Genomic DNA, 16,000 nt, shown 5'->3' on the forward strand with positions numbered 1-16,000 from the left:
TAGGTGTAAATTCGTATTTAGTTAGTTTGCTAAACGGATCATTCTTACGTTGTTGTTATTCTTTTCAATTCTAATTGATATACCAGCGATCCTCAACACTTCAAGCACCTCTTTTAGATTAGTTTGTTTCAGGATCTTACCACTGAATTTTTCACTGACATTTGAATTGTCCAGTTCAACGCGTAGATCATACCAACGCGCCAGTTGGCGCATTATTTCGTTGGGGCTGGCGTTATTAAAGGTAAAGTAACCTTCGCGCCATGCAACGTATTCCGTGGCATCTACAGACTTTTTGCTGATCGAGGAGGCATTGGATAGCGCCTGTTGATTGGGGTATAGGACAAGTTTTTGATTTCGCTGTTGCACTTCTACTTTCCCCTCGACTAGGGTTGTTTTGGTCAATGGCTCATTGTCGTAGGCTTGTACGTTGAAGTGTGTTCCAAGGACTTTGATGTCTTGGCTCGATGTTTTGATGATAAAAGGTTGTGCAGGATTTTTGGTTACTTCAAAATAGGCCTCACCATGCAGTTCGACCAAGCGTTCGGTTCCGGTAAATTTAGATGGATATGTTAATGAACTATGGGCATTCATCCACACTTTGGTACCATCGGGCAGCGCTATTTTGAATAGCTGCCCCCTAGGTGTCGATAATGTATTCTGGACAATCTTATCTGCCTGATTATTATAAACAATTTCTCCGTTTTTGATTTCCTGTATACCCTCTATGGCCGGTACGGATTTTCCTGTTTTATCCAATATGATGACTTTACCATCCTCAAAAGATAGTTTTACCTTTTCTTTGGCAGGTTGTATAGCGGCCAATTGAGCGAGAGGAACTGGATTGAAGACAAAGTTGTTTCTATAGTAAATATAGCTTAAGCTCGCACTTACGATTATGAAGATACTGGCAGCTGCCTGTAATTGGAGGCGGTGCTTTTTGTGAAAAGGAATTACCTCGATAAATGCAGGATGCCCCGATAGGCGCTCGCGGACCCGTTTTTGACCACCTTGGATAATATCCTCGGCAGGAAGCTGTAATGAAGATAGTTCGTCAAAGGCATCCTTTAAAGTGTGGTATTCTTCCTTTGTCTCGAAACCGAGCAGGTATTTACGTATTAATGCGGCGAATGAATTAGATATGTTCATTATTTCTTTTGGTTAGCCTTGTATAGATATAGTCACCGAAAGAATAAAAAGCACCTATGTAAAAATAAAAAAAAATTAAAAAAATGAAATAAAGAGGTGAAAGTCTTTGGTTATGAGGCGTAAACGTTTAAGGGCTTTATTGATTTGGTTTTCAACTGTACTCTTGGATAGCCCATATTCAAGGGCAATTTGGTTGATGGATTTGTTGTTGACGCGACTTTCCTTGAAGATCAGTTTGCATCGTTCGGGCAGGTTTTCAATTTCCTCTTGGATCAGGTCGAGTAGATAGCGGTAATGTAAACGATCTTCGATGGGGGCATCGTCTAGAATAATGTCAACCCTATCGATGTCGACAGCATATTGTGCATTGTTTTTATTAAGGTACGTGAAGCTTAGATAACGTGCACCGGTCTTTAAGTAAGATTCAATATTATTGATTTCTTGTACTCTGTTTCGGTTTTTCCATATGCTCAAGAAGAGGTCATGTAGGATATCCTCGGTGGCTTCGGTGTTTTTTATTCTCTGATAGACCTGTTGGTATATTGGTTTCCAAAAGTGGTTGTACAATGCATCAAATGCCGTACGATCGCCTTCTGCGATCTGCTGTAGCCAATATGCAATATTGTTTTCCATTTTCGGGTAGTTACCATACAAAAGTATTTAAAAAATGAATAAATAAAAATAAGTTAGGGCATTCATATTGTTACCCTAACTTATTGTGATCCTTATTTTTTACTCCATTCTTCAAGTAATGTTTTCAATTTTGGGTCGCTAGGTCTCGGGCTATCTGCGGAAATTAGGTTTCCCGCCTTATCGATCAGAATATAACGTGGTATACCATTTACTTTATACGCATTTGTTAACTCATTTCCCGGTCCGGCGTGTAATTGAATTCCTTTGATATTTTTCTCTTTAACATAGGTTTCCCATTTTGGTTTGTCCTGGTCGACAGAAATACCAACAAATGCGATAGGTTTTCCTTTAAACTCCTCGTTAAGTTTTTCCCAATGTGGTTCTTCCGCACGACAAGGTCCACACCATGTAGCCCACATATCGACCAATACCACCTTACCTTTAAGATCGGCGAGATTTGTTTTCTTGCCACTAAGATCGGGATAGCTAAATTGGAAAGCTGGCACACCTGTTTTTGTTTCTACCAGTTTTAGCTCGATGGCCTTTACTCGCTCAATCTGTTCGGGTAAAGTGAAATATTTTTTATAAGTGTTGTTCATCTCCTGAAAGTCGCTGTACGAGCGAACTCCTTCTAAACGTTGCAAAATATATTGTCCTTTAAGCACATCGGGGCCGATGGTAGACACCAGCTGCTCTACAGTCGGTTTACTTGCTAAATCAACTTTTCGATACACCAGATTGGTTAAGAAACGATCACCATAAGGGAGTTTCAATAGAGTCGGTGTAAGATACCTGTCTGCTTTGAATGCGGTATAATAGTCACTCATTTCCTCTTTGCTCGGATGTGCTGTTCGTGGCATTTGCAAGTAGGATGTCGCATAATAGGCAAAATCATAGTCTATCAGCTCGGAGAACAATTTGTCAAAATTTGCATTTCCTGTTTTAGCTTTTTTCTTGATGCCATCCAATTTTCCTTTGAAATCTTCTACTTCTGGAAAGAAGTCCACGTATGTGCTTCTACCTCCAGGTGTGAGTCCTTTGTCGTGAAAAGACTTGGACTGTTGATCCCATGTGTATAATGCTTGATTTTCCGGACTATTTTTTCCTGTCAATTCGTAGGCCCCTTGGTCTAATTTGAGGTTTAATTCTTCGTTACCTTTGAAATAGAAACGAAATAATCCTTGTTGGCTTTGTGGGTTTCCACTCCCCAGCGCATATAGACCTTCATATTCTGGAGTGAACCGAAATCCGAATCGGCCTTGTCCATCCGGTACGGCAGTAGCGATTTCTTTCAGGCGGCCATTAAGGACTTTAAAGAGCCCGATGCGGTTTAATTTTCCGGGAGTTATTGAGCCATTGATGTTACTTGGCAATTGGGCTAATGCGGCGAACGATGTCAGTGCTGCTGTAATTAATAAAAGGGTTTTTCTGATCATAGTAAAGTTCGTTTAACTTAGTTTAACTGGAATATTTTTTTTTATGTCTTTGGCTTTAAATAGTGTATTGTCTTTCTTCTCAATTGCTTTTTGTAGTGCGAGAAACTCATTTTTATTGGGTGAGAAATAGGGTGAAGTTGAGGTGTTAAGTACAATCGCTATGGATTTGGCAGCGTTATCATAATCTTGTAGATAATAATGCAAAAGAGCTAGCCGATAGTTGTCAACTATATCTAAAGGCTGTTGTTGTTCTAGGTATTGTGAGCGAATGGCTTGTAAAATCGTCGAATTATTTGACTGGTCTATAATAATTGGCCCTAAAGCATTGCTTCTTTCATCCCAGGTCGGATATAATTTATACTGGTCGATTAATGCTAAATAGCTTCGGGCATCTTTGGAGCCCGTGTAATAGTTTGTAATAAAGGATGGTAGAAATACATCCCATAATCTATCGGTGAAGGTGGGGCGTATGTATTTAAACATATTGTGGAGACTATCCAGCTGTTGTCTGTTACCGAACTCCTTGCTTCTTGCTTTTGCTATGTTTGTAATTTTGTTTCGCAGTAGATTTCCCCCGTACATATTGATCAGTTTTGGCAGGTTATTGTAAGCCCAATTGTTGTACTTGGTAAATCCGGTAACGGAGTTGGCTAAGATAGCCGTTTCATTGAAAAGATCTTCTTGTTGGTCTAGATAGCTTTCTAATTCAGCAAAATCATGTTTTTCTCCAGTTTTGATAAACCGTTCGCTGTAAGCAGCGGGGTATGGATTGTCCAATGTCTTGTTAAATGCTAAATACTGTTGCGCTTTATCTCGTTGCTTAGCTTCCTGTAAGAGGGCAATCAACCTATTCACTGAAAAGAAGCCGGATTCTATCAAAATGGTTTGGCCATCGGGATTCACGACGACAAACGTTGGGAAACCGGGCGCACCATATTTACGTGCCAATTTTTTGCCATCCATTTCCTTCATTACATCGGTTTTGTAAAGAAGATAATTTTTGTTGAGCTCTTTGATGACATTAGCATCCGGAAACACTTCCTTATCCATCTGCGCACAAGGGATGCAGCCAACAAAGTAGAGGTCGATAAGGATCAATTTATTATCTTTTTTAGCTTGGGTCTGGCATTCGGCAAACGTTCCTTGAAAAGCTTTTTCCTGAGCATTTAATGCCTGTCGATAAAAAATGCCCATGCTAAGAATTGCCAAATAAAGAAAGATTTTTTTCATTTTGTTGTTTTTAGGATTTTCGTACTGGTTGTATACTTATAGCGTTATTTGGGTGTTGTCCTTTAGCATGATCGTGATTTCATTTTCTTTGGCTTTTAGCCAAATTTGGTCGATCAATCTGGGGTTTTTCTCGAGTTGATCGACGTAATAGCCATCAATCTGTTGGATGAGATCACCATTTTTCAGCGGGCTTTCATTTGGAGGAGTACCAACGGAGCCAAGTGCTTTTAACAGTCCGGTATTATCCCAGCCAAATTGATGGTTTCGAATCAGAAAGTCTTGCGGTAGTGCATGTAGTTTATTTGGTGCAAAAAAGACTTCGCTTTCTGCGAGGTTGATGGTCATATTGTATCTGCTCAATAGACGGATACCAATAGATCCGTCAACGCCGGGCTGCCATTGTTCGTTATCAGCAGTACCACCCATCAATGTTATAGGTAGGCCTGCCATTGGGGGAAGTGGTGAAATCGCAAATTGGTGGCTTTTACCGAGAAATGTAGGTGAGGAAATACCCATGCTGACTGTCGCGGCTTGGGCCTCGGGTTTGAAACCGCTGACGAGTAATTTGTTTTGGCGTACAAAAGGTCTGAAACAAATGAGGTCGTACGAAGCTCCTGTATCGAAAACAAAACGACCGGCGTAGCTTTTGCCTTTCGTGATATCGAGCTGTCCGGGAAGTACCATGACCCCGGAGGGCATACTGATTGGCACTAGAGTGCCTTGTCCACTGTATTGAAAACCACCGAATTCATAGAGAGACAGGAGATTATTGTCGTAGTCAATATGGGTGATGTATCGTCGAATTATGGTATTGCCAATGATGCCATCACCATCGCGGCCCATCTCTGGAAAAATGGCAATACTTTGTTTTTCAATGTTGAGGGTATCTAGACCAACCGTGTTGTTTTCAGAAATTTGGATTTTAGCATGCCCGCCTACCACAGACGCATTTTTTTCTCTTGTTATTTTTAAACCGATGCGATCAGCGAGTTGCTGGCTGACGGCCATGCCATCCGCTCCTGTGTCGAAAAGTAGGCGTAGTGGTTTGTCGTAGCCGTTGATTTTGACTTGTAGATAGATGGAGCCATTGTGGTTTTCGAAGGGAATGGCAGCCCGTAACTTTGCTGAGTCCATACGTTGCATTCCATAAAGCTGGTCGAATAGCGACAGGTGGACCAATTTGTCTGTTGTATCGAATAATGCTTCGGCATTGATCGATTTGTTTACTTTATCTAGGATAGCTAATTGCATGACGTGCCCTCTTTTCACTTTCCTATCTGCTTTGATGTCAATTTTTGAAATTTGGTAATTTTTGACAATTTGGTCAAGACGGAATTTAGCTCCAGCGTCTGTGTGTCCAGCAATGGAAAAGTTGGATGCCAACTCGCCAGTTAGGAAGGCCGTGTCTTTTTGCTGGAACGCTTGAAAAAGTTTTTGAGCGAATGTAGCACTGGATTGGGCATAACTGCTGAATAGCACTAAGGTACATACTCCAGTTAAAATTGATTTTTTAGTTTGTGTATACCACATAAAATTGGTTATCATTTTTAATAGTCCCTCAAAGAGAGGAAAGAAGGTGATCTATTGGTGTCTTTTAGACAAAGCATAACACATTTGTTTTTTTCATTGTTCTCTCTGGTTGCCATGTAGAAGTATAGTTGTAAAAAGTTTGTCAAGCACCTACGTGTAAGCTGAAAAAAAGATGAAAATTGTTATAACGCTTATTAAAATCCGTAGATTTCTTTCAGGGCGACGTCGATATCGTCTGTAGCGGAAGCAATAACACGTAAGAGAATATTACCATTTTCATCCACTAGAATTTTCGTTGGGAACCCACTTATTTGGTAAGTTTTTACGATATCCATCTGCTCTTTCTTTTCATTATTGAGTACATTGATCCAAGGTAAGTGGAGCTGCTGTATAGCTTTGTTCCAAGTTTTTTTGGAGTCTTCTAGGCTTTTTCCATGTTCGTGGGCGATACCTACAATTTCAAATCCCTTTTCTTTGTAGCGGCTATAGAGCTCTTGGAGGTGGGGCATACTAGCCCGACAGGGACTACACCAGCTCCCCCAAAAATCCAATAAAACAACTTGCCCACGCAAGTTTTCCAACTTAAAATGTGTTCCCGTTGAAGTAGGACGTTCGAAAAGGGGCGCAGCTTTACCTTTTTCAGTCACTAATTCTTTTTCGATACGAGCTTGTACCGCCATTGCAATGCTCGTTGATTTGTAGGTATTGGACAATTCATCAAAGGCCGTTTTGTAATCTGCAGACGTATAGCTAGATCTCATTCTGTAGAGTAGAAATAAGCTACTGTACAAATGGGGATGACGCTTTACGAATTCCTTGTGAAGCTGGTTTTCTTTTTTACCGAGCTGACTGATTTGTTGAAGTATGCTTTTCCCTTCTGGCGATTCAGTAGAGATTTTGTTTGTTAAGATTGGGGTATAACGTGTTTGTTTTTGTTTAATAAAAATTGCGGTAGACTGGCGTAAACTATTGTAAGCATTGTTTTCTTCTCCACCTTCGACATCTGCAAATTGGAGCTCTTCGTTATCGGATTTAATGCTGATATTATCTTCTCCAATGAATAAGTTAAGCGGTGATTGCATCGGATTCGTAGCGGTCATTTGGTCTGCTGTACGTAACGTAGCTTCTACTATTTTTGGTTGTTTGGGCACCTTGAATTCAAATCCTCCGTTAGGAATTGTCTGAGAAAAAACTTGTTTCTTGTTGCTGTTGTCGGTAAAAGATAGGATGATCCTATTGACGGAGTTGCCAACAACTGTATGAAGTTGTCCTTTTATGGTGATACTATCCCCCTGTGCCAACAAAGCAAGGGGGGATAGTATAAAACATAAAAGAAACAGCTGAAGTTTGTTCATGATTAGTTTTCCTTTAATATTGATGTTCTGATGTAGGTTTAACGTTCACGGTAGGTTAAACTTTTGATCCGGCCAAATCCCGTATAGGATTTATCCAACGCAATATTTGCATTTAGACCAGGGACAGTATATATGTTTAAGCTGCCTTCTGTGCCATCTGTTTTGCTTGGATCATAAAGACCAACCATAAGTTTATTTCCATCGGTATATTTGGTGGAATTCTTGAATTCATAGAAATTCAAATAGCTGACTTTTTTGTCACCTAGATCAACCATCAATTTGGACGTTTTATAGGTCATATCGTATTCATAAATTTTACCTCCGACGCTGTAAAATAGGTAGCCAAATTCGGGATTAAAGGCAAAGAATTCTGCTTTATCGATGTCCGTACCTGTTATTTCGCTGTAGTAAGTCTGTGCGGTGCTAACAGCGTTGAATCGTGCGAGGTATTTTTTTGAGGCCTTAGGTTCTTTTAGGATGGAGAAGATCTCGCCGCCATTGTATGCCATCCAGCGCATGTATACCATGTCCAGTCCAGTATTAAAGCTGAATAACTTAAGATCTTTTTCCGGGTCGATAAGCGTGGTGCAAGTTGAGGCAGTAGATACATGACGCACAAATCTTCGATTGGTTTTATCATACAATATAATAGGGTTGGAAATGTCCCTATGCCATCCACCTATGAAGGGGGCTACCTCAAAACTTTTTTCCTCAGCTGCGATGTAATTGATCGGGGATGAGTAGAATATATTCATTGGGCGATCATAAAAGTAGGCGTTTCCACCGCCTATCAAATAGGAAGACGAGCCATTTCTTTGTTGGATGACGTCGGCATAAAATCCGGCGGGAATTGCACCAATCATTTCATATGATAGTTCCATGGTATTGGTCCATTTGAAGGTGTTGGGATCCACTTTTGTTGTACCGTTATCTGTGCCGAAATATAAACCGTAGCTGATCTTGTCAGGCCCGAGTAGTAATCCTGTAGCATATGTATAGGTCATGACAGGTTTGCCTGTTAATGTAAGCTCCGATCCCGTATAAGCTAAAATGTCGTTATAAACATCAAAGGTGTTGGATGCATTTAAGACGAGCATATCGACTCTGGCCTTACCATTGGCTTCGTTCATCATAATCCAACCTTCATTGATTTCGTTGACGACTTTGAGTTTGAATGGACGTGTATATTTTATTCCTGTCTGTTTTTCTGTGACAGAAAAATAGGCTTGATAGCTTCCCGCAGTAAGATTTATTTTAATATTCAGATCTTTTTCTTCACTTAATGAGAATATCGTCTGGCCTCCGAGGCCGTTGGAACCGATATAAGTCCACTGGTACTGATAATTATCTTCAATAAATTTGCTGTCTTGTGTGAATTGGATTTTAGGCGTCAATTGGAGGTCTTTACCGACAAGAGCAGTGACTTCGTTGGGTAGTTCTGCGATCGTATCCAATTCATTTATTTGAACATAATTATAATTTCCAAGATCTTTTTTACAGCCCCCCAAGAACATACATGTCATCAACAGGCTAATGATCGAATATGAGATATTTATTTTCATTTTTTTCGTTTTAAGTTTACAGGCTATTGAGCAGCACTCCCCATACTCATTGGTTGGCCGTCTTCGTCCAAGATAAGGTTGCCAGCCGCCTTTTGTTCATTCAGATACCGCTGCATAAATTTGCCATAGGCTAATGTTTCAGCAATTGAGATATTGGTATCCATATACTGGGGGTCGACATTCAGGACTTCCACCATTAAGTTGAGCTTTTTACGCGAAAAGGTTCCGAGATAGAAGTCCAGCCAACGGGTTGGCTTTTTTATTATATCATTGATAAACCATCTATAATTAATGAAATTCAGTCTTTGGCCTGTAGTTTGGTTCGTCACCTTATACTGCATGTCGACCGAAAAGCTTTCATTTTCAAGAAGGTCAAAGCTGAGCAGGAAATTTTGGTCTTTCATGTCAGAAGTTCGCATAAATCTGAGCCATATGGTATCCCGAAGTTGATTCTTTTTGATCGAAAAATCCTTGTTGATGATTTCGTAGTGTTTGCCCTCAATTGCAGTAGATGATGCATTTGGGACGATTTTATACGGTCGGTCGTTATCTGTTGCGTTTCCCATGGTGGCAATGACCATATGCACAAGGGAGTCGACTATTGCCTCTTTGGTCAGACTGAAAGAGATCAGGGTAGAATCTTTAAGGACCTCAGAGGAATAGGCGAGGGGCCGGGCCGTTTCATTAAAATAAATGGTTGGCTTTCCTTCATACTTGTGAAGTTCTTTCTCACATGAACTGAGACAAGTAATAGCTGCGAGAGCTAATAATAAGTAGCATATATTTTTCATGTGTAGCATTTTATTGTCTATAAATTGATTCAGAATCTGGCAAAGGAACGTTATAATTTATCGTTACGTTACCACTTGTCGAAGAGCCATTGGCTACAGAGGTTACGTTCCTTCGTTTGTAATAATAAAAAAGCTGGCCTTCTCCGAAAAGGTCCTTCTGATACTCTTTTTGAAGTTCGGTCGAGATGTTTACCGTCGTTGCCAAGGGCAGTAAGCCTCTGTTGGCACGCACAATATTCAGCAAGGTTATTCCGTCGGCAGCATTGGGCTCGCATTCGGCAGCGATGTAATAGATTTCGCTTATTTTGAGCAAAGGAATGCTGAAACGAAAAGTTCTGGTTTTGTCTACGACATCGGCATATTTAAGAAACGTTTTATAAGGTTTGGAGCCATTGGATGGCATCTGCCAGTTCAGATTATACCTGTAATCATTTTCATTGTTTTCGTATACGGTAGCTAGCCTACTTGGCGTAGGTGCTAATATTTGCCTGTCACTAAGAGATGGATCGAACCAATTCAGGTAGCGATTGTATAGCTGGGAATTCATCACGCCAAATAGCATTTCTGATGAAAATACGCGATCGGGATTTTGCTTTTCAACCAAAGCATTGGCAGAAGTTGTCCAAGGAAACTTGCCGCTTATAGCGATCACCTCTTTGGCCGTGGTTAAAGCATTGGCTTTGTCGCCACGATAGAGGTATACCCGTGCTTTGAGACCTTTTATGGCATAATAATTAAAGCGGTAGTTTCTGTTATTGCTTAGAAAGTCAACTAAGTCTTCTGGTTGGGCAATATTTACACCAGTCGTGATGATGGGATCGTTTTGTAGTAAAGTTTCAGCAAGATTTAAATCAGCCATTACATTATCCATAAAATCATTGGCTGGTAATAAAGGATTTACTTCGGTTTTCGCGTTTCTATAATAGGGCAAACTCTGTTTTGTAGAGTCTACAGTTGAGTAGCGAGGGCCATATAGCCGTAATAGATCGAAATGCAGGAATGCGCGCATGGCGATTGCTTCGCCTCTATACATGTTTTCTGTGGATTGATCGACAACACCTTTGTATTTATCGAGATTTTCCAAGAAGACATTAATATTTAGGATCGTCGAATAAGCGGCCGACCAGATATCCTCCATACGATCCACCGTTGGTTTATCTTTGTAGGCATAAGTGGCTGTCTTATATTGGTTATGTTCAGTACTGATATTATAGCGCTGACCGAGGATTTCGATGGTAGAAAGTGTTAGGTTATCTCCGTATAACTGGTTTGCTGCGAGGTCCAGATAGATTCCATTGAGCACGGATCGAATGCCATTTTTGGTGCTATATAACTGAGATTCTGAAACCTTGTCTTCCGGTTGAACATCCAGGAATTTTTTACAGGAGAAAAAAGAGACAGTTGTCAGCAGAATTAGAAGTATTTTAATAGTGCGTTTCATAAGTCAATAATTAAAATGATGCTCTGAAGGAGAAGGCAAAAGTTCTGGCATAAGGGTAGGATATACCACGCTCTCTTCTGACGGTGGAGAAATATAGGAAGTCATTTGCCATCAGGTTGACGGACAAGGTCTTCAATTTCATGCTCTCCAGCCACGGACTTTTGTCAAATAGATAGCCAATGTTTAAGGTTTCACTGCTGAGTGTGTTCAGCGATTGGACAAATCGTGATGATATCGGTGTAGTTGCCGTTTGGGAAATCGCCTTAAATTGTGCAATATCCCCTGGATTTTGCCAGCGGTCGTATAAGGCACGTTTGTCCTGGTTGTTCACAACGTTCGTGAAGTTAATATTCTCCACTTTGTCAAATAATGCTGTATTAAAGATATCACCACCTAATCTATAGCGTAGGCCCAGTCCGAATGTAAATCCTTTAATCCGAAGGTTCGTGGAAATTACACCCTCGACTTTAGGTGCTGTATTTCCGACATTGGCTACGTCAGCAGCGCTGTAATCAAATGTATATTGTCCATCTTTAGTCAAGAAAACTTCTTTTCCGGTGGTTGGATCAATTCCCAAGGATTGGGTCGCCCAAATGGCTTCAGCGCTATTTCCATCTATATATCTGACCAAGGATTTGGATGTTTCCTGCTGCTTGTTAAGGGTTCGCAGGATGTCGCCAAATCCACCGTATTGGCTTTTGTAACTTGCTGCTGTAAGGCCGATATTCCAAGTGATACCTTTTTCAAGGTTATAGATCGGATAAATTGTTAGCTTAGTCTCTAATCCTTTATAGGTCAGGTTGCCGATATTATAAGGATAGGAAAACACGCCAGTTGAGGACGGTAAGTCTACGGGAACTATTAATGGATCTGTTTTCTTGTTGTACGCATTGATATAACCTGTAAAACGATTGTTGAATAGGCTGAAATCTAAAGAGGTACTGATCTGTTGTGTCTTTTGGGGTTCTAGATTGGGATTGCCCAGCATATTAAGAGTTACGCCCTGACCGAACTGATTGTAATTTGTACTCGTATAATTGTATAGCGAAATTGAGCTGATATTAGCAAAATTCTGATTACCTGTGATACCCACATTTCCTGTTAGTCGTAAAGAGTTTATCCAAGGCATTTTTTTTGCGAATGCTTCTTTGTGGATATTCCAGCCTAAACCGACGGCATAATAAGGAGAGAATTGCTTGTTACTGCCATAAGCCGTTGAGCCATCCAATCTGTATACAACATCAAACAGGTAGCGGTTATCATAGGAATAATTAGCACTTAGCGTTGTATTAACCGATCTATATGTGCTACTGGATGCTACCGGAGCACCATCTAGTAAATAACTATAGGCAAAACGTGGGTTGCCCGTGTTCCCTGCAGGAAATCCTTCAGCTACAGTTGTATAGGCGTCGTTTTTATTTTCAGCTATTGTATTGCGCCAGTTGGCATTTAATTGATGCTTTTGTGCAAAGGTTTTATAAAAGGTCAACATAAAATTTCCCTGATAGGAAAAATTGTTATTCCGATTGTCCGTATATCTTCCTTTCCGTAAGGTTGGTGTCTCAAAGAAATCGCTCATTTCGGGCGACTTATAGATTTTACCTTCTGTTGTCCCCTTAGTCATTTGTAGCGCAGCATTCGCTCTTAGATAACTCGTAATGTCATAGTTGGCATTAAAGTTATTCTGAACCTCCAAATTTTTGGATTTATTATATTGCGGCAGCATGGCATCATATAATGGGTTGGAAATATAGAAATCGACAGAAGAGTTGGATTTTCGACTAATTTCCAGAAAGGGGTTTTCCCAATTTTTTTCATAATATGGATTTGTATTTACCCAAGTAGAAAATAAGCCATATTGCGATTCGGTTGTCTTGTTGCCTCTGATATAGGTAATATTGTTAATATTTACCTTATTTTTTCGATAAGTTAGGTTGATACTACCGCTATAACTATCCCTCCCTGATCCAATCATGGCTCCTTTTCCTTTCCGGTAGTTTAAGCCAAGATTGTAGATAAAAGTCTCATCGCCACCGGCTGCATTGATCGAGTTGTTCGTCGAGAAGCCATTTTGTAGCGGTTCACTTAGCCAGTAACTATCAACTCCTTTTTTCACAAATGAAAGATGTTGATTGTATAGGCTATCGAGATAGACTTGTTGTGTAGGACTTGACGATGAGTTGTAACGTCCGGAGAGTCTTTCAAATTCTAATTTTTCAGTCGCATTCATCATATTGTATGCGGACAAATCGGGCATTTCGAATCTAAAGTCTTGTGTGTATGTAAACTGTAACTCACCAGGTTTGGGTTTTACAGTCTCTATAACAACAACACCATTAGATGCTTGTGAACCATATAGCGCCGTGGAAGCAGCATCTTTAAGTATCGTTACTGATGCGACGCGATTCATGTCAAGATCAACAATAGTTTGTATTGTTGTTGGAAAACCATCTAATACAAATAGCGGTTGATTGGGATCGGCCCCAAACTGGTCCGTTAGCGTGGAACTAGGAATACTACTCTTGCCACGGACTTCAATCACCGGCATGACGTTTGGATTTGATCCTGCTAAATTGTTCTCAATTTGTAAAAACGAAGGATCCAATGTCTTCAAACTCTGAATAATATTGTTGTTGCTTACTGCTTTTAATTCTGCACCGGAGAATTTTGTGGTCGTACCGGTAAAGCTATCTTTATTTCTATTGATCCCTGTTCCTGTAACAACGACTTCTTCAATCGTATTGTCCTTCTTGCGAAGTTTGACCAGCATTCCACTGACGGACAATGTTGCTTTGATTTCTTGGTTTTCGTAACCTACGAATGAGATAACGAGAATTTCATTCAGTGCTGTGATTGGCAGGTTGAATACCCCGTCAGCATTGGTTTTAACAGATCTTTTTTCATCGTTTTTTTGACGTATTGATGCGCCTTCCACGGGGTTACCTTGCTCATCTACAACTCTACCTTTGATTCCGTGTTGGATACTGGTGTTGACAACCTTTTCGGGCGAAATGGTCGTTATTGCATGAAGCGATGGCGCTGTAGTTCTCTTTTTAATGACTACTGTTTTGTCGAAAAAATCGTAAGAAAGATTCGCTTTGTTAAAAATGATATTCAGTACCTGTTTGAAGGGCGCTTCCTTTATATCAGCAGATAAATCAATGACTTGATTGATCTCATTTTTCTTGTAAAAAAATGTATATCCACTTTGTTTTTCAATTTTTTTCAAAATAGCTTCGAGGCTCGACTTTTGCTTTTTGAGGGTGATCTGTTGTGCATAGGTGTTTGCATCTACTTGAGAAAGACCTAGGCCGATCATTAAGGTAATTAGGTTGATCCTCATAAGAGATCTTGATAATGGGCGCGCAAAAAAAGGGCTGTGTTTTTCATAGGAACGCCACGGATTGGGTACGGCATTTGCCGCCAAGGTGGTCGAATGAAAATCTTTCTCCCTCTTATTGAACGGAGTTAGTGTAAATTTCATTAAATTCGTTTGGTTTTAACGTGTTAATAATTTAGAAGTTAGACGATACTTTAATACCAACAAACTTGACGGGTTCTGCGCCAACAGAATCCGTCTTTTTATTGATATTACGGATCTGATCAAGGAGGAAATTTTTTACTTTTCATAGTTCAGCAATTTTGGTTATGTAATGATTAAGTTGATTTTATTGTCTTTATCTAGCACTGCCTTTGTATTTAAATCAGCAAAATTCAACAGCTTGATTAATTTATCCAAGCTGAGGTTACGGGGAATTTTTCCGGAATATTGCTCCTTATTGCTATTCGCTTTATAAGTAATCGTAATATTATACCATCGGGCAATCTGTTGAAGTACCTCGGCCGTATTATTTCCATTGAAATAGAATTGACCATTTTTCCAGCTCAACGCTTCTTCTATGTCGATTTTATGAACACGCAATCCACCCTGTTTTAGTACGGCTTGTTCATTGGGCAGGAGCCGAACACTTGATTTACTGTTTTTTTCTAAGGAAACAAGGACGGAGCCTTCTTCCAGACTAGTTTGTGTCTTTCCAGTTTCTGGATACGCATTGATATTGAATTGAGTTCCTAAAACTTCCACCTGTTGGTCTTTTGTCTTAACAATAAATTTGCTTTTATTGCTCGTCTTGCGTACGTGGAAGTATGCTTCTCCTTGTAGTTCTACGACTCTGTTTCCCTGACTAAATGTGGTGGGATAGGTAATTTTGGAATCGGCATTTAAGGTAACTAAGGTGCCATCAGAAAGGGTCAAGTCATACGTGGCGCCCTTGGGGGTATGCATGCTGTTTATTTGAACTATTGGCTTGTTGCTTTTCGCATCATGATAACTTACCTGCCCATTGCCATCCTTAATAATGATAACATCACCGGTTTGAATGCGCTGATTTAAATTCAGCTGTTCGAGGTCGATCTTTTTTCCGTTACCTAAAGTAATGATTGCTCGTTCTTTTCCAGCTGGGACAGAAGCCAATAATTCTTCAGAAGCAATATTTTCGGTTGAGGGCCATAAGTTGTAAGCGAAGAAACCAATTAGTAGTACAGCAGCGGCAGTACCGATATATTGCACATATTTTAGTGTAGTGGACGTTCTTTCAGTTGTCCCGATTTCGTTCAATAAACGATTTTTGACATTCTTTTGGATGTCCGAAAACTGCTCTTCTGATATTTGATCGGCCGATTGCTGATCAAACCAATCAAAAAGCTGTTTACGTTCCTCGATATTTTCGGCTCGGTTCAGAAAGCTGCTTATCAATCTATATAATTCTTTCACTTGCTTCATAAATCGCAACGTTATACTGGTTGGTTATAATACAAGTGATGTAAAAGAAGAGGAGCTTCTACTCAAAAAGTAAAAAAAAGTTTTTTTTATTGA

11 protein-coding genes are annotated in these 16,000 nt (G+C 40.0%); all 11 read right to left on the reverse strand.

What is annotated here, in order from left to right; genetic code table 11:
• Positions 1–21: 21 nt before the first annotated feature.
• Positions 22–1,146: a FecR family protein gene (locus ABTV71_RS01850; protein WP_433902105.1), complete on the reverse strand. Its 1,125-nt coding sequence runs from the start codon at positions 1,144–1,146 to the stop codon at positions 22–24.
• A 75-nt stretch (positions 1,147–1,221) separates the two neighbouring features.
• Positions 1,222–1,779 carry an RNA polymerase sigma factor gene (locus ABTV71_RS01855; protein WP_121124209.1) on the reverse strand — a complete coding sequence of 186 codons (558 nt, stop codon included), beginning with the start codon at positions 1,777–1,779 and terminating at the stop codon, positions 1,222–1,224.
• Positions 1,780–1,871: 92 nt separating this feature from the next.
• Positions 1,872–3,215: a TlpA family protein disulfide reductase gene (locus ABTV71_RS01860; RefSeq protein WP_433902106.1), complete on the reverse strand. Its 1,344-nt coding sequence runs from the start codon at positions 3,213–3,215 to the stop codon at positions 1,872–1,874.
• Between the two features lie 12 nt (positions 3,216–3,227).
• Positions 3,228–4,445 (reverse strand): thioredoxin family protein, encoded by a 1,218-nt coding sequence (locus ABTV71_RS01865; protein WP_433902107.1) that lies wholly within the window; start codon positions 4,443–4,445, stop codon positions 3,228–3,230.
• 36 nt (positions 4,446–4,481) lie between these two features.
• Positions 4,482–5,975, reverse strand: a complete 1,494-nt coding sequence (locus ABTV71_RS01870; RefSeq protein ID WP_433902108.1) for a retropepsin-like aspartic protease — start codon at positions 5,973–5,975, stop codon at positions 4,482–4,484.
• Between the two features lie 194 nt (positions 5,976–6,169).
• The gene (locus ABTV71_RS01875; protein ID WP_433902109.1) at positions 6,170–7,330 is read right to left on the reverse strand and encodes a TlpA family protein disulfide reductase; all 1,161 of its coding nucleotides are present in this window, start codon (positions 7,328–7,330) and stop codon (positions 6,170–6,172) included.
• A gap of 38 nt (positions 7,331–7,368) precedes the next feature.
• Positions 7,369–8,892, reverse strand: a complete 1,524-nt coding sequence (locus ABTV71_RS01880) for a PKD-like family lipoprotein (RefSeq protein ID WP_433902110.1) — start codon at positions 8,890–8,892, stop codon at positions 7,369–7,371.
• 23 nt (positions 8,893–8,915) lie between these two features.
• On the reverse strand, positions 8,916–9,683 hold the full coding sequence (locus tag ABTV71_RS01885) for a DUF4843 domain-containing protein (RefSeq protein WP_183078672.1): 768 nt from the start codon (positions 9,681–9,683) through the stop codon (positions 8,916–8,918).
• A gap of 10 nt (positions 9,684–9,693) precedes the next feature.
• On the reverse strand, positions 9,694–11,124 hold the full coding sequence (locus ABTV71_RS01890) for a RagB/SusD family nutrient uptake outer membrane protein (protein WP_433902111.1): 1,431 nt from the start codon (positions 11,122–11,124) through the stop codon (positions 9,694–9,696).
• 10 nt (positions 11,125–11,134) lie between these two features.
• Entirely contained in the window at positions 11,135–14,608 is a 3,474-nt protein-coding gene (locus ABTV71_RS01895) for a SusC/RagA family TonB-linked outer membrane protein (protein WP_433902112.1), read from the reverse strand.
• Between the two features lie 162 nt (positions 14,609–14,770).
• The gene (locus ABTV71_RS01900) at positions 14,771–15,907 is read right to left on the reverse strand and encodes a FecR family protein (protein WP_433902113.1); all 1,137 of its coding nucleotides are present in this window, start codon (positions 15,905–15,907) and stop codon (positions 14,771–14,773) included.
• Positions 15,908–16,000: the final 93 nt, after the last annotated feature.

The sequence above is a fragment of the Sphingobacterium puteale genome, assembly GCF_050986225.1.
In the GTDB taxonomy this organism is placed as follows: Bacteria; Bacteroidota; Bacteroidia; order Sphingobacteriales; family Sphingobacteriaceae; genus Sphingobacterium; species Sphingobacterium puteale.

What these genes read in the sequence shown, in the direction of transcription:
- ABTV71_RS01850 (WP_433902105.1), bottom strand. Translation starts at nt 1,146, where the DNA reads ATGAACATATCTAATTCATTCGCCGCATTAATACGTAAATACCTGCTC.
- ABTV71_RS01890 (WP_433902111.1), bottom strand. Translation starts at nt 11,124, where the DNA reads ATGAAACGCACTATTAAAATACTTCTAATTCTGCTGACAACTGTCTCT.
- ABTV71_RS01895 (WP_433902112.1), bottom strand. Translation starts at nt 14,608, where the DNA reads ATGAAATTTACACTAACTCCGTTCAATAAGAGGGAGAAAGATTTTCAT.
- ABTV71_RS01900 (WP_433902113.1), bottom strand. Translation starts at nt 15,907, where the DNA reads ATGAAGCAAGTGAAAGAATTATATAGATTGATAAGCAGCTTTCTGAAC.
- ABTV71_RS01885 (WP_183078672.1), bottom strand. Translation starts at nt 9,683, where the DNA reads ATGAAAAATATATGCTACTTATTATTAGCTCTCGCAGCTATTACTTGT.
- ABTV71_RS01860 (WP_433902106.1), bottom strand. Translation starts at nt 3,215, where the DNA reads ATGATCAGAAAAACCCTTTTATTAATTACAGCAGCACTGACATCGTTC.
- ABTV71_RS01865 (WP_433902107.1), bottom strand. Translation starts at nt 4,445, where the DNA reads ATGAAAAAAATCTTTCTTTATTTGGCAATTCTTAGCATGGGCATTTTT.
- ABTV71_RS01875 (WP_433902109.1), bottom strand. Translation starts at nt 7,330, where the DNA reads ATGAACAAACTTCAGCTGTTTCTTTTATGTTTTATACTATCCCCCCTT.
- ABTV71_RS01870 (WP_433902108.1), bottom strand. Translation starts at nt 5,975, where the DNA reads ATGTGGTATACACAAACTAAAAAATCAATTTTAACTGGAGTATGTACC.
- ABTV71_RS01855 (WP_121124209.1), bottom strand. Translation starts at nt 1,779, where the DNA reads ATGGAAAACAATATTGCATATTGGCTACAGCAGATCGCAGAAGGCGAT.
- ABTV71_RS01880 (WP_433902110.1), bottom strand. Translation starts at nt 8,892, where the DNA reads ATGAAAATAAATATCTCATATTCGATCATTAGCCTGTTGATGACATGT.